Source organism: Massilia sp. TSP1-1-2, from assembly GCF_049896185.1.
Taxonomy (GTDB): Bacteria; Pseudomonadota; Gammaproteobacteria; order Burkholderiales; family Burkholderiaceae_D; genus Telluria_A.
Genome location: NZ_JAFCTU010000011.1, coordinates 37,474 through 57,163 on the forward strand (window position 1 = coordinate 37,474; position 19,690 = coordinate 57,163).

Annotated in this window: 21 protein-coding genes; 11 read left to right on the forward strand and 10 right to left on the reverse strand. The window is 62.3% G+C overall.

All coding sequences use genetic code 11. From position 1 onward, the window contains the following. The first annotated feature begins 58 nt into the window (after positions 1-58). The 8 genes from ACP7BV_RS11525 to ACP7BV_RS11560 all read left to right on the forward strand — a co-directional run bounded on the left by ACP7BV_RS11525 (position 59) and on the right by ACP7BV_RS11560 (position 4,434). On the forward strand, positions 59-340 hold the full coding sequence (locus ACP7BV_RS11525) for a hypothetical protein (protein WP_426103960.1): 282 nt from the start codon (positions 59-61) through the stop codon (positions 338-340). Between the two features lie 4 nt (positions 341-344). Then, complete coding sequence (locus tag ACP7BV_RS11530) at positions 345-1,235, forward strand: sensor histidine kinase (protein WP_426103961.1); 891 nt, start codon at positions 345-347, stop codon at positions 1,233-1,235. A gap of 1 nt (position 1,236) precedes the next feature. Further along, the gene (locus ACP7BV_RS11535; RefSeq protein ID WP_426103962.1) at positions 1,237-2,013 is read left to right on the forward strand and encodes a LytR/AlgR family response regulator transcription factor; all 777 of its coding nucleotides are present in this window, start codon (positions 1,237-1,239) and stop codon (positions 2,011-2,013) included. 36 nt (positions 2,014-2,049) lie between these two features. Next, a complete protein-coding gene (locus ACP7BV_RS11540; protein ID WP_426103963.1) occupies positions 2,050-2,598 on the forward strand; it encodes a hypothetical protein in 549 nt (182 codons plus the stop codon). Positions 2,599-2,611: 13 nt separating this feature from the next. Next, positions 2,612-3,148 (forward strand): hypothetical protein, encoded by a 537-nt coding sequence (locus ACP7BV_RS11545; RefSeq protein WP_426103964.1) that lies wholly within the window; start codon positions 2,612-2,614, stop codon positions 3,146-3,148. A gap of 75 nt (positions 3,149-3,223) precedes the next feature. After that, positions 3,224-3,646: a VOC family protein gene (locus ACP7BV_RS11550; RefSeq protein WP_426103965.1), complete on the forward strand. Its 423-nt coding sequence runs from the start codon at positions 3,224-3,226 to the stop codon at positions 3,644-3,646. Positions 3,647-3,658: 12 nt separating this feature from the next. Further along, positions 3,659-4,045, forward strand: coding sequence for a VOC family protein (locus tag ACP7BV_RS11555; protein ID WP_426103966.1), 387 nt, complete (start codon positions 3,659-3,661; stop codon positions 4,043-4,045). After that, positions 4,042-4,434, forward strand: a complete 393-nt coding sequence (locus ACP7BV_RS11560; protein ID WP_426103967.1) for a YybH family protein — start codon at positions 4,042-4,044, stop codon at positions 4,432-4,434. The genes ACP7BV_RS11555 and ACP7BV_RS11560 overlap by 4 nt, the downstream gene beginning before the upstream one ends. Positions 4,435-5,057: 623 nt before the next feature. Here the strand turns inward: ACP7BV_RS11560 and ACP7BV_RS11565 are convergent. The 9 genes from ACP7BV_RS11565 to xapA form a co-directional block, all read right to left on the reverse strand. Then, entirely contained in the window at positions 5,058-5,402 is a 345-nt protein-coding gene (locus ACP7BV_RS11565; protein WP_426103968.1) for a YnfA family protein, read from the reverse strand. Beyond that, positions 5,399-5,908 carry a MerR family transcriptional regulator gene (locus tag ACP7BV_RS11570; protein ID WP_426103969.1) on the reverse strand — a complete coding sequence of 170 codons (510 nt, stop codon included), beginning with the start codon at positions 5,906-5,908 and terminating at the stop codon, positions 5,399-5,401. Before ACP7BV_RS11570 ends, ACP7BV_RS11565 begins: the two co-directional genes overlap by 4 nt. 1,093 nt (positions 5,909-7,001) lie before the next feature. After that, positions 7,002-8,219: a nucleoside deaminase gene (locus tag ACP7BV_RS11575; RefSeq protein ID WP_426103970.1), complete on the reverse strand. Its 1,218-nt coding sequence runs from the start codon at positions 8,217-8,219 to the stop codon at positions 7,002-7,004. Next, positions 8,220-8,624, reverse strand: a complete 405-nt coding sequence (locus tag ACP7BV_RS11580; protein WP_426103971.1) for a cytidine deaminase — start codon at positions 8,622-8,624, stop codon at positions 8,220-8,222. Between the two features lie 12 nt (positions 8,625-8,636). Beyond that, a complete protein-coding gene (gene deoA / locus ACP7BV_RS11585; protein ID WP_426103972.1) occupies positions 8,637-9,959 on the reverse strand; it encodes a thymidine phosphorylase in 1,323 nt (440 codons plus the stop codon). A gap of 133 nt (positions 9,960-10,092) precedes the next feature. Further along, a complete protein-coding gene (locus tag ACP7BV_RS11590) occupies positions 10,093-12,471 on the reverse strand; it encodes an aldehyde dehydrogenase family protein (protein ID WP_426103973.1) in 2,379 nt (792 codons plus the stop codon). Between the two features lie 40 nt (positions 12,472-12,511). Further along, the gene (deoC, locus tag ACP7BV_RS11595) at positions 12,512-13,468 is read right to left on the reverse strand and encodes a deoxyribose-phosphate aldolase (protein ID WP_426103974.1); all 957 of its coding nucleotides are present in this window, start codon (positions 13,466-13,468) and stop codon (positions 12,512-12,514) included. Then, the gene (locus ACP7BV_RS11600; protein ID WP_426103975.1) at positions 13,465-14,658 is read right to left on the reverse strand and encodes a phosphopentomutase; all 1,194 of its coding nucleotides are present in this window, start codon (positions 14,656-14,658) and stop codon (positions 13,465-13,467) included. The genes deoC and ACP7BV_RS11600 overlap by 4 nt, the downstream gene beginning before the upstream one ends. Positions 14,659-14,692: 34 nt before the next feature. After that, entirely contained in the window at positions 14,693-15,535 is an 843-nt protein-coding gene (gene xapA / locus ACP7BV_RS11605; protein WP_426103976.1) for a xanthosine phosphorylase, read from the reverse strand. A 280-nt stretch (positions 15,536-15,815) separates the two neighbouring features. Between xapA and ACP7BV_RS11610 the strand changes: the two genes are divergently transcribed. The 3 genes from ACP7BV_RS11610 to ACP7BV_RS11620 are packed head-to-tail and all read left to right on the forward strand — an operon-like array spanning position 15,816 to position 18,820. Then, the gene (locus tag ACP7BV_RS11610) at positions 15,816-16,961 is read left to right on the forward strand and encodes a carbohydrate kinase (RefSeq protein ID WP_426103977.1); all 1,146 of its coding nucleotides are present in this window, start codon (positions 15,816-15,818) and stop codon (positions 16,959-16,961) included. Between the two features lie 2 nt (positions 16,962-16,963). Beyond that, the gene (locus ACP7BV_RS11615) at positions 16,964-17,899 is read left to right on the forward strand and encodes a pseudouridine-5'-phosphate glycosidase (protein ID WP_426103978.1); all 936 of its coding nucleotides are present in this window, start codon (positions 16,964-16,966) and stop codon (positions 17,897-17,899) included. An 18-nt stretch (positions 17,900-17,917) separates the two neighbouring features. Beyond that, complete coding sequence (locus tag ACP7BV_RS11620) at positions 17,918-18,820, forward strand: LysR family transcriptional regulator (RefSeq protein ID WP_426103979.1); 903 nt, start codon at positions 17,918-17,920, stop codon at positions 18,818-18,820. A gap of 129 nt (positions 18,821-18,949) precedes the next feature. Here ACP7BV_RS11620 and ACP7BV_RS11625 read toward each other — a convergent pair whose 3' ends face one another. Next, a complete protein-coding gene (locus tag ACP7BV_RS11625; protein ID WP_426103980.1) occupies positions 18,950-19,690 on the reverse strand; it encodes an AIM24 family protein in 741 nt (246 codons plus the stop codon).

Genomic DNA, 19,690 nt, shown 5'->3' on the forward strand with positions numbered 1-19,690 from the left:
AAGGCCCCGGCAGCGCTTGTTACAGTGAGTCCATCAACAAACCGATGGGAGAAGCAAAATGAACAACACCACTTTTAATTCCTTCTACGAAACCCTGGAGGAAATGGGCCGCGCGATCGCCAAGGCAGCACGCTACGGGGCCGCAGCCGTGGCCACCATGTCGTGGCCGGCGCTGGCGGTGTGCTGCGTGATGCTGGCCCTGGCCGTCACCATCGTGCCGCTCGCCTTGTTCCTGTTCGTGATGTTCATGGCGATCAAGCTGATTTTCAGCGTCATCGCCGAGCGCGGCCAGCGTGGCGTGCCAACGCCGTACAAGTCGTCCGACAACAAGGCTGAGTAAAACAGTGCGTGCCAGTCAACTCAACAAAGCCATGGACTTCCTGCGCGACGCACTCGCCGAAGCGAAGCTGCTGTGGTGGAGTTTTTTCGACTGGCTCGCCGTCGTCGAATGGCGCCAGCTGTACATCACCTGGTTCCTGCTGGTTTCGCTCGCCTCCATCTTCAAGGTGGTGGAGACGGCGGTCTGGTTCATCCTGCTCTCGTTCGGCGTCAAGGTGCTCGCCGGCGGCAAGCGCAAGGCCGAGCTGGCAGCGACCGAAGCGACCGCCAAGGCCGACGTGGCCACGCTGGAGCGGCGCCTGCTCGAAGCCCAGATGGCCACGCTGCAAGCCCAGATCGAGCCCCACTTTTTGTTCAACACCCTGGCGCTGATCGGCCAGCTGATCGAAACCGACCCGCCGCAGGCGGCCAAGATCCACATGAACCTGATCGACTACCTGCGCGCCACGCTGCCGCAGATGCGCGCGAACGGCGGCGGCACGCTGGGCCGGCAAGTACAGCTCTCGCGCTCCTACCTAGCGATCATGCAGGCGCGGATGAAAGAGCGCCTGACCGTCAACTTTGACATACCCGCCAACCTGGAGCATGCGCCCTTCCCGCCGATGATACTGCAAACGCTGATCGAAAACGCGATCAAGCATGGACTCGAACCCAAGATCGAAGGCGGGCGCATCGACATCAGCGCGCACCTGGATGGGGGCATCATGCAAGTCAATGTGCGCGACAACGGCGCCGGCTTCAACACGCATGCTGACGAAGGCGTAGGCCTGGCCAACATTCGCGAGCGCCTGCGCCTGCTGTACGACGACCGCGCGGAACTGGTCATCGAAGCGCCGCTGGACGGCGGCGCCATCGCCGCGATCCGCGTCCCCTTTTCCATACTCGACAAACACTGACATGATCACAGCTTCCAAGCCCGTACGGGCCCTGATCGCGGACGACGAATCGCCGATGCGCGACCAGTTGCGCGCGCGCCTTCGCGATGTGTGGCCCGAACTGCAGATCGTGGCCGAGGCAGCCAATGGTATCGAGGCGGTGGCGCTGGCCAACGAGCATGCGCCCGACATCGTCTTCCTGGACATCCGCATGCCCGGCCAGAGCGGCATCGAAGCCGCGCGCCATCTGTACGAGCGCTGCCACATTGTGTTCGTCACGGCTTACGACCAATACGCGGTCGACGCATTCGAGCATGGTGCGATGGATTACCTGCTCAAGCCGGTGGTGGCCGAACGGCTGCAGCTGACCTGCGAGCGCCTGCGCCAGCGTCTGGACAAGTCGCCCGAAAACATCGAGGCCCAGCTGGAACAACTCACGCGCATGGTGCAGCGCGGCGAGACCAAAAAAGTCGACTACCTGCGCTGGATCCAGGCCCAGGTTGGCAACAGCCTGCGCATGATCAGCACCAGGGAAGTGCTGTTCTTCCGCTCTGACGACAAGTACACGCTGGTGCAGACCGCGCAGGCCGAGATGCTGATTCGGAAAACGCTCAAGGAGTTGGCCGACGAACTCGATCCGAATGAATTCTGGCGCATCCACCGCTCCACGCTGGTGCGGGTGGACGCGATCGCCGAAGTGTCGCGCGACGATCGCGGACGCCAGATGATCAAGGTGCGCAACTTCCCCACAGCGCTGGAAGTGAGCCGCAACCATTCACACCTTTTTCAGCAAATGTAAGCCCACCACAAGATTTAAAATCAAGACAAGGAACGCATGAAGAAAACAACTGCAGCAGCACTGGTTTGCAGCGCAATGTTGGTCGCCGCCCCCGCTTTCGCAGCCGCTGAACCAGGCGAGCGCGAGAAGATCGAGCAAGTCGTCGAGACGTTCCGCGTGTCGATCATCAAGAAGGACGCGGACAGCTTCATGAAGCTGTTCTACAGCGACACCATCCCGTGGATCGGCGTTACGACCGACAAGAGCCTGGCGCGGGAGAACGCGAACAAGCCGAAGCCGGACATGCCGGACGAGCAAAAGATTTCTGCGGGTGGCAGCCCCCGGAAATTTATTGAAGGGATTGTCAAACGTACCGACATGACCATCGAAGAGAAATTCGACAACGTGCGCATCGATTCCGACGGCGACGTGGCGCAGGTCTGGTTCGACTACAGCTTTAATCGAGACGACTACAAAAGCAACTGGGGCAAGGAAGCCTGGCACCTGGTGCGCACGGACGCCGGATGGAAAATCAGTTCCGTGATCTGGTCGATGGAGTTCAATCCCGAACCGCCGCCCAAGGTGAAAAAGAATACAAAACAATAAGCACGAGGTCTACATGAAGAAAATATTTGCAGCAGCACTACTCTGCAGCGCGCTGGCGACCTTCGCCGCACCTTCCTATGCTGCGTCCAAAGCGGGCGACCGTGAGAGCATCGAACAAATCGTCGAGACCTTCCGCGTCTCGATCATCAAGAAGGACAAAACAAGCTTCATGAAGTTGTTCTACAGCGACAAGATTCCCTGGATCGGCGTGACCACCGACAAGAGCCTGGCATGGGCTAAGGCGCACAAGCCCAAGCCAGACATGCAGGACTTGAAGAAAATTTTTGCCGCTGACAATCCCCAAAAATTCATCGACAATATCGAGGCCGGGGACGAAGAAAAATTCGAGAACGTGCGCATCGATTCCGACGGCGACGTAGCGCAGGTATGGTTCGACTACAGCTTCAATTTCAACGACTACAAGGCCAACTGGGGCAAGGAAGCGTGGCACCTGGTGCGCACCGATGCCGGATGGAAAATCAGTTCTGTCATCTGGTCGATGGAATTTAACCCGGAGCCGCCGCCCAAGGTCGAGAAGAAAAAGCCTTAAGCAAATGTGAGGCAGCGGATTCATAACTCCACTACCATTGGCTGTTCAATCATGATTCTTTAAAGGGAGAGTGACATGGCAGCCAATTCCAAGGCCACGCTGATTCCCTGCCTGCGCTATCGCAATGCGCCGGCAGCCATCGAATGGCTCTGCAACACCTTTGGTTTCGACAAGCAGATGGTCGTGCCTGGAGAAAACAATACCATCCTCCACGCACAACTGGCATTCGGCAACGGCATGCTGATGCTCGGCTCGGCCGATCGCAAGGACAGCGAGTTCGACAAGCTGATGAAGCAGCCCGACGACATCGGCGGCGCGCAGACCCAGACCACCTACCTGGTGGTGCCGGATGCCGACGCCGTGTACGAACGCGTGCGCCGCGCGGAAGCTGACATCGTCATCGACATCAAGGACGAAGACTACGGCGGGCGCGGCTTTACCTGCCGCGATCTTGAAGGCCACGTCTGGAGCGTTGGCAACTACGACCCTTTTGCCTGACCGGGAGCAGCCATGTCACGAGCAGTCCACTTCGAAATCCATGCGTCCGATCCGCAGGCGTCGATGCATTTTTATTCCGGCCTGTTCGGCTGGTCCTTCAACAAGTGGGAGGGCGGCGACTATTGGCTGATCCATACCGGGCCGGACGACCAGCCGGGCATCAACGGCGGCCTGTTGCCGCGCCGCAGCGCCGTGCCCGAGTCCATGGCGACGGTAAACGCCTTCGTGATCACGGTTGATGTGGAAGACGTCGACAATGCCGTATCAAGCGCCTTGGCGGGCGGCGGCGTGACGGCCGTGCCCAAAATGGCCGTGCCCGGGATCGGCTGGCTGGCCTACCTGAAGGACCCGGACGGGAATATTTTCGGCGTAATGCAAGCCGATACGCAGGCCAGATGAACACCGACGAACAAGCGATCCGCGATCTGATCGCACGCTGGATCGACGCCACGCGCGCCGGCGACGTGGACGCGGTGCTGGCACTGATGGCGCCGGACGCCACCTTCCTGATGGCTGGCCAAATGCCGATGGTTGGGCACGAAGCATTTGCCAACAGCCTGCGCGCTGTGCTGGCCGATCACGCGATCGAATCGAGCAGCACGGTAGACGAGGTGGCCGTCAGCGGCAACATGGCGTACTGCCGCACCAGCCTGACGGTGACGGTGACGTCGAAGCACGGCCAGTTGCCACTGCAGCGCACCGGGCACACGCTGACGATCCTGCGCAAAGGTGACGACGGCAAGTGGCTGCTCACGCGCGACGCCAACATGCTCGCCGCGCAGGGGTAAGGCAACATCGCAGCCCACGGCAGGGACGCACTAGCGCCAGCGCGTATTCGACATGAGCCATCGACGACGCTTGTCGGAATGCGCGCTTCGCGCTTTTCCAACCTACTGCCCGGCCGGTCAAATCGTCGCCATTCCGCCCTGCACGCTGGCCTGGCGAGGCTAAGTCAATAGCGCGTCCCGTGCAGGGTAGATACCGTGATCGACGCAGCGATGACCGTCTGCCCGCAGAACTCAGGGCGCCGGCAGCAGCGGCTTGAACGCCGCGCGAAACGCCTTCAGCGCGGCCGGATGGTCGATGGTGGCGTGCGTTTCATCGGGCCAGTCGTCATGGCGCAAGCTCAAGTTGGCGTCACCGGCGCTCTAGAACTTTATCGACAGTTCGCTCACTTGCGCTGCGATTTGCGCCTGGCCGCTGGTAGCCAGGTATAGCGCTGTGCGGTCTTTGAAGGTGGGCAGCGCACGCCGGCGCGATCGACAACCAGGCAAGTCCCAGGCATCGGATATTGCTGAGGCGACGAACTGGATCAAGCAAGCCCTGGACGAAGCAACAGCGGAAAAACCGATCAGCCAGTCGGTAACGCAGCCTGATGGGTGCTCTTTAAAACACAGCAGCGCCGGATGAATTAGTCGGCTTGACGGCCGGCAGCAATGACGGCGGCACCTGCGAGAGCCAGGCCGGCGCCGAGGTAATCGTTCCACTTGAGAGGCACGCCATCGACCAGATACAGCCAGAGTAGCGCTGTGGTAATGTACACGGCGCCGTAGGTCGCATACACACGGCCACTTGCACTCGGATGAAGTGTCAGCAGCCACACAAAAATGACGAGGCTTGCGGCAGCCGGGACCAGGAGCCAGGCCGAACCCTTTCCGGTGAGCCAGAGCAGGGGCAGGTAGCAACCCAACAGCTCGAACACTGCAGTTATGCCAAATAAGCCGAGCATCCGCGGTAGGCCGGTACCGACGATCATGCGCGCTTCAACTCGCGGGCAAACAATGGCTTGGCCGGCACGACAGGAGCACTACTGCAGCAAGACGCGGCTTTTGCACTGCTCGGCGATGGGCCGGCAGAAATATCGGTGATGATCACGCAGTCTGTTGTCGGGCCACCGATGCAGGAGGAATCACAGCCACCGATAAAGGCTTGAAGACTCGCCTCGAGATCTCGCATGTCAGCTATTTTCGCGCGGACCTGATCAAGATGGACTTGTGCCAGGTCGCGCACCTCAACGCATGGCCGAGCGCCATCATCAAACAAGTGCGCAAGGTCGCGCACCTGTTCGATAGGGAATCCGAAATCGCGGCAGCGTTTGATAAATGCCAGTCGACTCAAATCGGCAGCGCGGTAGTAGCGGTGCCCATTCTCGGCGCGTTCCGGCTTGGGTAACAAGCCGATTTGTTCGTAATACCGGATCGTCGGTACTGTGCAATTTGTCTGTTTCGAAAGCGCCCCGATGCTAATTCTGCAGGTATTCACGTTTTCCCTAAAAAGAACTTGCACCTCAAGTGGCTTGAGGTATTACCTTATCACTTTATCAGATATCCACACGAGGAGAAATTCATGACATCGTCGAGCAAACGACCTGGCCTGGTAAACGGGCTGACCGGCGCGACTGGGATTGCACTGTTTGCCTGTACGGCGTGCTGTATTCCAATGCTGGCGCCGGCGCTGATATGGGTCGGAGTCGCAGCCTCCGCGCTGCCAGTGTCGAGCAGCTGGATTGCCGTCGGAACGGGGGCCGTCGTCGTTGCGGGTGTAGTAGCGTGGCGCCAACGCCAGCGTCGGTCTTGCGGCACCTCAGCAGCCAATGGGTGTGGTAATCAATGCAAGCCGAACAGCATGGACCAGCCAAAGCGCGACCTGGATGTGTAGGCATCAAAGATATTACCCCTGTTCCGGTTTCATTCCTTGGTAGAGACAGCAATCATGTCCTATTCCTACTTGAGTGATCTTGTTGAAGCCTTCACGGTTTCAGCCTGCCGTTACCGATCGCGATATTTTTCCTGTTGGACGCGCTTGCGACTGTTGGGCCGCGGATGGCGCCTCAAAGGACAGGGGGCCGGACGCGGCCGCGTGGAACTAGCGCCTCAGGACAGGCGTGCTGGCGGCGGTCAAGGACTATGTTGAACTGGCCAGCACGCACCCGATGACGCCCCCGATTGATGGCATCCATGCGCGGATAACGAAGCCGGGGGCATAGCCCACATCATGTGTGCAGGTCGCCGCCGCACGAAGAACGATCTAACTCTGCTGCATAGCTTTGCCCGGCGTTTTTTCGGGATGGGGCGGTAGGTCGGATTGCGCTCGCGCTTATCCGACCTACGCTCCGCATGGTTGCTGACTTTACCGTGGTCGTCATGCTTGCCGGGGTTGCTGGTGTACTGGCAGCGAACCGTCGAGGTTCCATCTGCGCAGCTAGCTTGTTGGCGCTGACCGCGAAAGTATAAGCGGACGATTTCACGGATGCGTGCGCTGCAACGGCCATGGATGGCGCCAATTAGGTCGCCCTTCGCAAGCAACTATCTGTTTTTGTGGAGCGGACTTCGGCCAACCGCTCCGGCGCAACTGGCTAAGTGAGCGCGGCAATCAGCGCCTGGTCCAGCACCTGCACCGGATTGATGCGGATGATGTCCCGGTACAGCGGCGGCATGTGTGCGCACAAGGCGGCAAGTTCGCTCGCCGTCACCGACGCCAGCACATACTGGAACTGCGCCAAATTATGCTCCGGCAGCGGGCCTTCCATCGTCGAGCCGTAGGCGCCCAGGTCCATCACGCTGTGCGCGCTCGCGTCCGGCCCGCGCGCAAACACAAAGGTACCCTCGCGCGGATGGGCCAAGTAGCGCCGCACCTCGGCCACGGCTGCCTCGCTGGCGCCTTGCATCAGCGTATAGCGCAACTGCGCATAGCGGCGCGTGCATTCCATGAAGGCGGTGCAGATTTGCGATTGCGAACGGCGGCCCGGCGCGCACAGCAGCAGGTTGCCGAACGCGTCGAGCAAGGCGACGGCGTCGCCCTGCCCGCCTTGCGCGACATCTTGCGCCATGGACGCGCGCAAAAATACCGCCAGCCGGGCGTCTGGCCGGTGCGGCGCGCAGCGGTAGGCCAGCGCGTCCGGATACAGCATCCTGAGTTTGCGTATTATCTGGTGGTTTGGCGCCAGCGTCGCCGGGTCCTTCAACTGTTCGCGCGGCAGGTCGGCGTTGAGCAGCGCCTGCACCTTGTCGCCGGTCGCCTCAAAGGCAAGCGAACACAGTGCCTGCGTCGGTTCGGCGATCGTTTTGCCGATGAAGAAGGACTTGGGCGCGGCGCCGGCGCTGTCGCGCGCAAAGCATGATGCACCGAGTACCGCTGGATAGAAAAAGCGGGCAGCGGCGCGTTCGCGCAGCGCCTCGGGCAGGCCCTCGAAGGCAAAGCCGGCGTCGTAGTTGATGCCCGCCTTGGGGTCGGTGGCGGCCGCCACCACGTTAAAGCCAGCCGTCAGAAGCGCACCGGTGCACATCGCGCATGGATCGAGCGAGGTGACGACAGTGATTTCGTTGGGCGGCGGCAGTGTGCGCCCGCGCGCGCGCTCGGCAAAATACCAGTCGATCAACTGGCGTTCGCCATGCGCGGTGGGGTCAAAAATAAGCCCTTCGCAAACGACGTTGTTCTGCAGCGCCTTGAGGACGTTGCCCTGCTGGTCGAGCAGCACCCCGCCGACACCATAGGTGCCCTGCGTCCTGGCGGCGATCGCCTGGGCGGCGGCCATGGCGACCGCCGTCTGTATGTCAATGGCCCTGGCTAACACTTACTTTTTCAAGTCCCAGCCGCCGAAGGCGTTGGGAAGCTGCCCCGCCGCCGTCGTTTCCAGGATGTCGCCATGCAGGTTGGTCAGCACCACCGGCAGGTCGTTGCCGCCCAATTCAAGGATCACCTGGCGGCAGGCGCCGCACGGCGCGATGGGGCCATCGGTCGCGCCGATCACGGCCAGCGCCGCAAAGTCACCGGGCTTGTAGCCGTGCGCAATGGCGCTGAAAAACGCCGTGCGCTCGGCGCAGTTGCACAAGCCGTAGGAAGCGTTTTCAACGTTACAGCCGCGAAACACACGGCCATCCTTGCATTCGAGCGCAGCGCCCACCTGAAAGTTGGAGTAAGGCGTGTAGGCCAGCGCGCGCGCGGCAGATGCTTCTGCGATCAGTTTTTCGTAGTTCATTGTGCTGTCCTGTTATGGGCGGATGGTACGGTAGATGACCGGGTTCGGCGCGCTCTTCGCGGCGCCTACCTGGTAGGCGGCCTGCACTTCGCGTACTGCCTGTTCGGCAGACGCCTGGGTACGCGCGTGGACCATGGCCAGCGGCTGGCCAACGGCGATCTGGTCGCCCAGTTCCACCAGGCCGGTAAGGCCCACGGCGAAGTCGATCGCGTCTTGCGGACGGCAGCGCCCGCCCCCGAGGCTGACCACCGCCAGACCAAGGCCGCGGCAATCGGTTGAAGTGGCAAAGCCGGCTTGCAGTGCCGGTACCGGCACAATGATCGGCGCCTTTTCCAGGTAGGCGTCGGGACGCTCGACCAGGTCGGCCGGGCCGCCAAGCGCTGCCACCATGCGCGAGAAGCGCTCGGCCGCTTCGCCAGAATCCAGGCCCGTCTGCAGTTTTGCGCGCGCCTCGGTCTCGTTGGCGGCCAGTTTGCCAAGAATGAGCATCTCGGCGCACAGCGCCATCGTCACTTCGTGCAGGCGCGCCGGGCGCGAACGGCCGGTCAGGTAATCCATCGCCAGGCGCACTTCAAGAGCGTTGCCGGCGACCGGGCCGAGCGACTCGTTCATTTCGGTCAGCAGGGCCGAGGTATGGGTGCCGGCACCGTTACCGACGGCCACAATGCTTTCAGCCAGCTCGACCGATTTGTCGTAGCTTGGCATGAAGGCGCCGCTGCCCACTTTGACGTCCATGACCAGCGCGTCCAGGCCGGCGGAGAGCTTCTTCGACAGGATCGAGCCGGTGATCATGGCCACCGATTCGACCGTGGCGGTGGTGTCGCGGATGCTGTAAAAGCGCTTGTCGGACGGCGCCAGTTGCGCCGTCTGGCCGATGATGGCCACGCCCACATCCTTGACGACGGTGCGAAACAGTTCAGGATCGGGCACGGTGCAGTAGCCGGGGATGGCGTCGAACTTGTCGAGCGTGCCGCCGGTGTGGCCCAGGCCGCGGCCCGAAATCATCGGCACAAAACCGCCGCAGGCAGCGATCATGGGTCCGAGCATCAGCGAGACCACGTCGCCCACCCCACCGGTGGAGTGCTTGTCGACGACCGGGCCGGGCAGATTGAGCGACTTCCATTCCATGACCTGGCCGGAGTCGCGCATGGCCAGCGTAAAGGCGACGCGTTCGTCCATGTTCATGTCGTTAAAAAAGACGGCCATCGCCAGTGCGGCGATCTGGCCTTCGGTGACGCTGTTGTCAGTGATGCCGCGGACAAAAAACTGGATTTCTTCTGCGCTCAGGGCGCCGCCGTCGCGTTTTTTGCGGATGATTTCTTGGGTTAAAAACATGGTGACTCCAGTTTGCTTCTTGTGTATGCGAGCAATGGCGGATTGCGCGTTCCGCTTATCCGCCCTACGATCTACCGATACCGCTACCGTAGGGCGGATAAGCGCAGCGCAATCCGCCAAGCTATGTATTGGCTCAAACCCCGTAAGGGATCCAGACATTCTTGACCTGGCTCGCATGCGCCAGCACCGCGCGCCCGCCCGACTGCCTGGTGTCGTACCAGTCGCGCCCCTTGCCTCCGCCCACCCAGGTGCGCTTGAGCGACGTGGACGACAAGCGCTCAACTTCCGCGCAGCCTTCCAGCGAGCCATCATGCCGCCACACCGCATCCACATCCGAATGCGACGCCAGCGTTTTAGCCAGTTCGTCAGCCGACCCGGTCACGATATTGAGCGCTCCACCCGGCAAGTCCGAGGTATCGAGCACCTGGTACAGGTCCGTCGCCGCCAGTGGATACGCTTCCGACGGCACCGCCACCACGCGGTTGCCCAGCGCCAGCGCCGGCGCCACCAGCGAAATGAAGCCCAGCAGCGGCGACTCGTTCGGGCAAATGATCCCGATCACGCCCACCGGTTCGTTCAGCGCCACGGTAATGCCATGCATCGGCGGCTGGTGCGCCAGGCCGTCATACTTGTCGGCCCACGCAGCGTAGTAGAACAGGCGCTCGATCGACGCCTGCACTTCCTTCATCGGGTCTTTTGCACCCGTCATCGCGGTTAGACGCGCGGCAAATTCGTCGGCCCGGATCGCCAGGTTCTCGGCGATGTAATACAGCACCTGCGCGCGGTTGTGCGAGGTCGCCTTGGCCCAGCCGGACGCCTTGTGCGCCGCTTCTACCGCATTGCGAATGTCCTTGCGATTGCCCTCGCCTACATCGGCCAGGAAAGCGCCATTGGCGCCGGTGATCGCGCGGCTGTAGGCGCCGTCCGGGCGCGCCTGCTTGCCGCCGATGTACAGCTTGGCCGTGCGATCAATGCCAAACACGTCGCCCGCCCCGCTAGCCTTGACTTGGCCCTTGGCTTCAATCAATGGCAGCGCAGGACGCGCGTCTTCCGACAACGGCGTCATGTATTCATACATGCCTTCCTTGCCGCCTTCGCGGCCAAAGCCGGACTCGCGATAGCCGCCAAATCCACATGCGGCGTCGAACTGGTTTGCGGTATTGATCCATACAACGCCGGCCTTGATCTGCGGCGCCACGTCCAGCGCCAGGCTGATCGACTCTGACCACACGCAAGCGGCCAGGCCGTAGACCGTGTTGTTGGCCAGCTGGATGGCTTCAACCGGGGTACGGAAACTCATTGCGACCAGCACCGGTCCAAAGATTTCGGTCTGGGCGATGCCGGCCGAGGTCGATGCGCCAGTGATCAAGGTGGGCGCAAACCACGACCCGGCAGCGGGGATTTCGCAGGCCGGCTGGTAGATGGTGCAACCCTCGAGCCGGGCCGATTCAACCAGCGCTTCAATGCGCTGGCGCTGGACCGGATCGACCAAGGCGCCGATGTCCATCGACTTTTCAAGCGGGGAGCCCAGGCGCAGGTTGTCCATGCGGGTGCGCAGCTTGGCGAGGAAACGCTCTTCGATCGATTCTTGCACCAGCAGGCGCGAACCGGCGCAGCATACCTGCCCCTGGTTGAACCAGATCGAGTCGACCAGGCCCTCGACGGCGGCGTCTAGGTCCGCGTCTTCAAAGACGATGAAGGGCGACTTGCCGCCTAGTTCCAACGAGAGCTTCTTGCCGCTGCCCGCAGTGGCCTTGCGAATCAGGCGCCCCACTTCAGTCGAGCCGGTAAAGGCGATCTTGTCGATGCCCGGATGGTTGACCATCGCTTCGCCCACGCGTCCGTCGCCGGTAACGATATTGACCACGCCCGCCGGCACGCCGGCCTGCTGACAAATTTCGGCAAACAGCAGCGCGGAGAGCGACGTGAATTCGGCCGGCTTGAAGACCACCGTGTTACCGGCGGCCAGTGCCGGGGCGATTTTCCAGGCCAGCATCAGCAGCGGAAAATTCCAGGGAACGATCTGCCCTACCACGCCCACGGCGCGGTAGTCGGCAAATTCTTCGGCCATCAGTTGCGCCCAGCCGGCGTGATGATAGAAGTGGCGCGCGGCCAGCGGCAGGTCGGCGTCGCGCGTTTCGCGGATCGTCTTGCCGTTGTCCAGCGTTTCGATGACGGCGAACAGGCGCGCGTGCTTTTGCAGCAGGCGGGCCAGCGCATAGAGCACGCGCGCGCGGCCATGGCCGCCCAGCGCCACCCAGCCCGGCTGCGCGCGGCGCGCTGCGGCCACTGCCCGGTCGACGTCCTCGCCCGTGGCCTGCGTGATCTGCGCCAGTTCCTTGCCGTCGGCCGGATTGGTCGAGGCAAAGGTGTCGGCGGCACCGGTCCAGGCATTGTCGATGAACAGGCCAAAGCGGCCAGCGCGCTGGGCTAGCCATGCTTGCGCTTCCTTGGTGCTCTCGGGTGCAGGGCCGTAGTCCATAGTCTGAAGAATCTCGTTAATTGTTGGCATGACGAATCCGATGCTGAGTTTGATTACCTGAGTGTGATTACTATGGTTGCGCGTGGCGATGGTTGGCCGAGTAGTTCCCGGTGACGTAGTGTTCGAGCTGGCGCTCGATGTCGGTCAGCAGGCTCGATGCGCCAATCCGGAACAGGTGCGGTTCCAGCCAGTCGCGTCCCAGTTCTTCTTTCATCAGCGTCAGGTACTGCAGCGCGCTCTTCGCGGTTGCCACGCCGCCGGCGGGCTTGAAGCCGATCTGAAAGCCCGTCTGCTCGTGGTATCCGCGAATCGCCCGCACCATCGTCAGGGCCACGGGAATGGTGGCGTTCACGCCTTCCTTGCCGGTCGAGGTCTTGATGAAGTCGGAGCCGGCCATCATGCACACCCACGAGGCCTTGGCCACGTTTTCGAGCGTGAGCAGATCGCCCGTGGCGAGAATTGCCTTGACGTGCGCTTGGCCGCACGCCAGGCGGTAAGCGAGCATTTCGTCGTACAGCGCCTGCCAGTTACCGGTCAACACGTGCTGGCGCGTGATGACGATGTCGATTTCGGTGGCGCCGGCGGCGACCGACAGTTCAATCTCGCGCACCTTGGTTTCCATGCTCGACAGGCCGGCCGGAAAGGCGGTGGACACGGCGGCGATCGGCAAGCGGCCGTTCAGGATTTTTGCGGCCGGCGCGATCATTTCGTGGTACACGCAGACAGCGCCCGTGGTCAGGTTCGATACGCCGAGCGCCTCCATGAGGTCAGCGCGCAGCGGGCGCATGGCCTTCATGCACAGGCGCTCGACGCGGCCCGGGGTGTCGTCCCCGCCCAGCGTGGTCAGGTCGATGCATTGCAGCGCCTTGATCAGCCATGCGGCCTGGTATTCCTTCTTGACCGTGCGGCGGTTGGCCAGACTGGCGGCGCGGCGGTCGGCGGCGTTGCGGTTGACCTTGATCTGGTTGACCCAGCCCAGGTCCAGAGGCATGGCTTCATTGCGCTTGAATCCAAAGTCGTGACTCATAACAGGATGGTTCCATTCGAAAGTGGTGGGACGCCAAGATGCTTGGCCAAGGTGGCGCCGATATCGGAAAACGTGTCGGACACCGGCAGCGCGCGCGGCGCGACGCCAGGTCCGAAGAAAATCATCGGAATGTGCTCGCGTGTGTGGTCCGACCCCGGCCAGCTTGGGTCGCAGCCATGGTCGGCGGTGATGACGACCAGGTCGCCAGCCTTGAGCTTGGCCATGAATTGCGGCAGGCGCGCGTCCAGCTCGTGCAGCGCGTTGGCGTAGCCGGCGATGTCGCGGCGGTGGCCAAAGGCCTGGTCGAAGTCGACGAAGTTGACGAACGTGAGCGACTTGTCGCCCACTTCATCGGTCACATTGAGCAGCGCGTCGAACAGCGCCATGTTGTCGACGCCCTTGACCACGCGCGAGACGCCCTTGGTGGCGAAAATATCGCTGATCTTGCCCAGGGCGACCACTTCGCCGCCCGCATCCTTGACATGGTCGAGCAGCGTGGCGCTTGGCGGCGGCACGGCGTAGTCGTGGCGGTTGCTGGTGCGCTTGTAGTTGCCGTTTTCGCCCGTGAAAGGACGCGCGATCACGCGTCCGATGTTGTACGGCTTGACCAGTTCGAACGCGGCCTCGCACAGCGCGTACAGGCGCTCAAGACCGAAGTGCTCTTCGTGCGCGGCGATCTGCATCACCGAGTCGCCCGAAGTGTACAAAATGACCTTGCCGCTGGCGACATGCTCGTCGCCGTGCTGGTTGATGATTTCCGTGCCCGAGGCGTGGCAGTTGCCCAGAAAGCCAGGCAGCTCGAACTGCTGTTGCAGCACATCGGTGATCGCGGCGGGAATCGATGGCACCTCGCGCGGGAAGTAGCCCCAATCGAAGGTGACGGGCACGCCGGCGATTTCCCAGTGGCCGCTCTGGGTGTCCTTGCCGGTGGAGCGCTCGCGCGCCGCGCCGTAGACGCCGGTAAAACCATCGCGCCGGGCAAAGCCTGCGGACCATTCGCCGCTGGCCAGGTGGGCGGCGGCGCCAAGGCCGAGCTTTTCAAGGTTCGGCAGGTCCATCGGCTTGCCCTGCGCCGCAGCCCAGCTGGCAATGTGGCCGAAGGTGTTGGCGCCTTCATCGCCAAAGGATGCGGCATCGGGCGTGGCGCCCAGGCCGAAGGAATCAAGCAGCAGGATGAATGCGCGGGACATGGTCGGCTCGCTATAAAAGGTGATTGTACGGGGCTTACTTGGCGGCCGGCGGCTGCTCCGACACGCGCTTCAAGAACGCGAGGATCAGCGTGACCAGGCCCTTGGCGCCGATGGCGGCGTACTTCAGGGTCTGCTCGTGCGACAGCGGGAACGGCGACATGCCTTCGGCCAGGTTGGTGATCACCGACACGCAGGTGACCTTCAGGCCGCAGTGGCGCGCCGAGACGACTTCGGGCACGACCGACATGCCGACCACGTCCGCGCCCAGAATCGCCATCATGCGAATTTCGGCGGCGGTTTCAAAATTGGGGCCCGGGTAGGCAATGAACACGCCTTCGTGCAGCGTGATGTCGTTTTCAACTGCGGTGGCCAGTACTTGCTTGCGAATGTCGCTGTCGTAGGCGTTGGCCATGCTGAAAAAACGCGGACCGAAGCGCTCGTCGTTGGCGCCGATCATCGGCGTGCCGGGCAGCCAGTTGATATGGTCGGTGATCGCCACCAGGCTGCCCGCATCGACGTCGGCGCGCAGCGAGCCGGCGGCATTGGTCACAAACAGCATCTCGCAGCCGAGCAGCTTGAGCGTGCGCACGGCGCTGGTCATCACGCCCATGCCGTAGCCCTCATAAAAGTGACCGCGGCCCTTCATGCACACCACCTGCACGCCCGACAGGGTGCCCATCACCAGTTCGCCGGCGTGGCCATGCACGGTGCTGATCGGAAAACCAGGCAGTTCGTCGAAGCCGATCGTGACCGCGTCTTGCATCTGCTCGGCCAGCACGCCCAGGCCGGAGCCAAGGATCATCGCCACGCGCGGTGCAAAACCTGGCTTGCGCGCACGGATGATATCGGCGGCTTCAAATGGGGTGTTGTTCGACATGACGGTTTTCCTTGTTGGTCTCAATGATGGGTCGACGGCAGCATGGAGGGCACATTGCTGTCACTTGCTAAGTATTATAACTATGCATGAGGGCCTATATGTATGGCAAATACCATTTTTCTTGCCAATTTATAGGCAAAAAATATAAATCACGTAGAAATCTTGTTGGAAGTAGGCAACACCACTACCGACAATTACAATAGCGAAAGTTAATGATTGATTGACACGATTAAGACAACTGTCTAACATAAAAAACAATTGTTTAACTGGAATGCCCACTGTGACCGAACTTTCCAAAAAAGACCAGTTGTACGAGCTCATCCGAGCTAATCCCTTCATTTCGCAGCAGGATCTCGCCGTACAGCTGCGTCTGTCGCGCTCTGCGGTGGCAGGTTACATCGCCGGCCTGATCCGCGACCGGCGCCTGCTCGGCCGCGCCTATGTCCTGCCGGATAACCGGCCCATCGTCTGCCTGGGCGCCGCTAATCTGGACCGCAAACTGCGCTCGCACGCGACCATCAAGATGGGCACCTCGAACCCCGCGCGCCAGGACGAATCTTTTGGCGGCGTGGCGCGCAACATCGCCGAAAACCTCGCGCGCCTGGCCGCGCCGGTGTCCCTGATCACCGTGATCGGCGACGACACGTCCGGCAAAGCCTTGATCGATCACGCCGAGTCGGCCGGGATCGACACGCGCGGCACGCTCAAGCTGCAGGGCATCTGCACCGGCACCTACACAGCGGTGCTGGACGACCATGGCGAAATGATGGTGGCGCTGGCCGACATGGCCCTGTACGACTCGCTCACGCCCGAGTTTCTGGCCACGCGCCAGCCGCAGCGCACCGTCGGCGCGCTGACCGTGGCCGACATGAACCTGCCGCTGGACACCTTGCGCCTGCTGCTTGAAGACGCCACGCGCGACGCCATCCCGCTGGTGATCGTGGCCGTCTCGCAGCCGAAAATGGCGCGCCTGCCGAAAGACTTGCGCGGCCTGCGCCTGTTGATCTTGAACCAGGGCGAGCTCGAGACGCGCGTGGGTCACCCGCTCAAGACCGAAGCCGAACTGCTGGCCGCGTGCCGTCTGGTGCAGTCGCAAGGCGCGCAGGACGTCATTGTTACGCGCGGCGGCACCGGAGTGGTCTACACTACGCCAGATGGCATCGCCCACCTGGACGCCCCGGACGCGCACATTGTCGACGTCACCGGTGCGGGCGACGCGTTTTCGGCCGCCGTATGCTGGTCCCTGTTTCACGGCAGCGACGACCTGCTGCTGGCCTGCCGGCGCGGCCTGCGCCTGTCGGCCATGACGCTCGAATGCGAAGAAACGGTATGTCCATACCTGAGTGCCGACATCCTGTCGGAGATTCATAATTTTGACAGCGCCCCGGGCGCTTTGCAGACGTTCAACGCTCTTTATCAGGACTAGCCATGCTACAGCATCAGTTTCTGTTGTTTTCGCCCGAAGTGGCCGCCGCCCGCACCGCCGGCAAACCAATCGTGGCGCTTGAGTCGACCATCATTTCGCACGGCATGCCCTACCCGCAGAACATGACGATGGCCCATGAAGTCGAACAGGTGATCCGCGACGCCGGCGCCGTGCCGGCCACGATCGCCATCATCGACGGCAAAGTCTGCATTGGCCTCACCGCCGAACAACTCGAACTGCTGGCCACCGCGCCCGACGCCATGAAGGTCAGCCGGCGCGACCTGCCGTTCGTGCTCTCCACCCGCCGCCTGGGCGCGACCACCGTGGCGGCCACCATGATCTGCGCGCAGCTGGCCGGCATCCAGGTGTTCGTCACCGGCGGCATCGGCGGCGTGCACCGCGGCGCCGAAACCAGCTTCGACATCTCGGCCGACCTGCAGGAGCTGGCCCAGACCAATGTGGCCGTGGTATGCGCCGGCGTCAAGTCGATCCTCGACATTGGCCTCACGCTCGAATACCTCGAAACCCACGGGGTACCGGTGGTCAGCGTCGGGCAGCCGGGCTTTCCCGCCTTTTTTACGCGCGACAGTGGCTTTGCGGCCGACTTCCAGCTCGACACCGCGCTCGAACAGGCCTCCTTCATCCGGACCAAGTGGCAACTTGGCCTGCAGGGCGGCGTCGTGATCGCCAATCCGGTGCCGGAACTGTTCGCCATGGAGAAGCAAGAGATCGACCGCTTTACCGAACAGGCGCTGTGCGAGGCGCAGAACGGCGGCGTCAAGGGCAAGGCCGTCACGCCGTTCCTGCTCGCGCGCATCAAGGAACTGACCGAGGGACGCAGCCTGGCGACCAACATCGCCCTGGTCAAGCACAACGCACTGGTCGGCGCGCAGCTGGCAGTGGCCATGCGCGACCTGCCGGGCATGAAACCGATCTGATAATTCCATAAGCGCTTAATGTCCATTGACCTGAAACAGCTCAAGTACTTCCTTGCGGTGGCTGAAGAAAAGAGCTTCAGCCGCGCGGCGGAGCGCCTGCACATCTCGCAGCCGCCGCTGAGCCAGCAGATCATGAAGCTTGAAAGTGAACTTGGCGTGCGCCTGTTCGCGCGCACCACCCGAACGTTCGAGCTGACGGTGGCCGGCAAGGCCTTGATGGGGGAAGCGGCCGACATGCTGGCCAGGATGCGCATGACGATTGACACCATCCGCCAGATCGACCGCGGCGAAGTGGGCCGGCTGCGGGTGGGCATTGTCGGCTCGGCGATGTGGGGGCCGATTCCCAGCCTGCTGGAGCAATTCCAGACCAAGTATCCGAGCGTGACCTGGACGTTGCACGAGTCGGGCCCCAACGTGCAGTACGAAGCGCTGCGCGCCAAGCAGATCGACGTCGGCTTCTGGCGCGAGCCCAAGCTTGACGAGGACGACCTCAAGAACGATCACCTGCGGCAGGAATTGTGCTTTCGCGAGAACGTGTGCGTGGCGGTCAACGAGCACCATCGGCTGGCCACACTGCCCTACATTGAGCTGACCGACATTCGCGACGAGCCGATGCTCACGCTGGCGCTGGACAAGTCCGCGTTTCCCCGCTACCTGATCCAGTGTTGCGTGAAGGCGGGTTTTCAACCTGCCATTTTCCAGGAAGCGTCGGAGCCGCAGACGCTGCTGGCGATGGTGGGCGCGGGCCTGGGTGTGGCCTTGATGCCCGAGACGACCAGCAGGATCGGCTGGCCGGGCGTGATTTTTTTGCCGATCAAAACCGATCCGCCGTCGGCCAATTTGTATATCACCTACACCACACAGGACGACGCGCCGGTGGTACGGGCGTTTCTGAATATTCTCAACCCGACCGTGTTATAGGCGGCTCATGGCGGAATGCGGCCTGCGCCCTTTTCCGCCCTACGTACATCAGCACCTCGCCGTCCGTAGGGCGGAAAAGGGCAACGCCCGCATTCCGCCAGGTGCCGCCCGGGGCATCACCTCTTGCACCTATCGGCTACCCTTGGCCTGCGCCTGCGCCATGGCACTCACGGTGCCCAGCTCCGACGGCGACAGCAGTGACAGCTGCGAGATGACCTGCCCCAGCGCCGACGACTCATCGTTCAATGACATCTCCGACGACTGCACCAGCACCGTCCCGGCGCCGGTAAAATCCATCTGCTTTTCCTCGCCCGACAGCGTGAACCCGCTCAAGGCGCCGACGGCCGAAACAAAGCCGTTCACATACTCGTAGTCGTAGCGGTACGACGGCGTCGGGCAATCGGCCCACCCCAGCACGGCCTGCGAATCAACCCGGCACGGCAGGTCAAGGAAGTGCACCGGCCCATTGGACGACGCAATCACCTTGCCGGTGCCGATCATCGTCACAAAGCCAGGCTGGGTCGACTCCTGGCACACGACGTCCTTGGAAAACGCGAGCAGGTTCTTGGCGCGGATCGTCATGTTGGCCGCGTCCAGGTCGTAGCAGGCCAGGTCGTTGCCGTTGTCGCCCAAGATCAGCTGGCCCTTGCCTTGCACAACGACGAAATGGTGGACGTACTTGGGCGCGTTGAAGGCATGCCGCACCACCATCTCGAGGATGCTGGAACCCATCGCTTCAAACTGCAGGCCTCCGTAAAAGGCAATCATCTTGCCCTTGCGGATGAACATCTGGTCGTTCACGTCGATCACGAACGCGAAGCGGTTCAGGTTATCGTTCTTGGGCAATGTGCCGGGGTTGTAGGTCGTCAT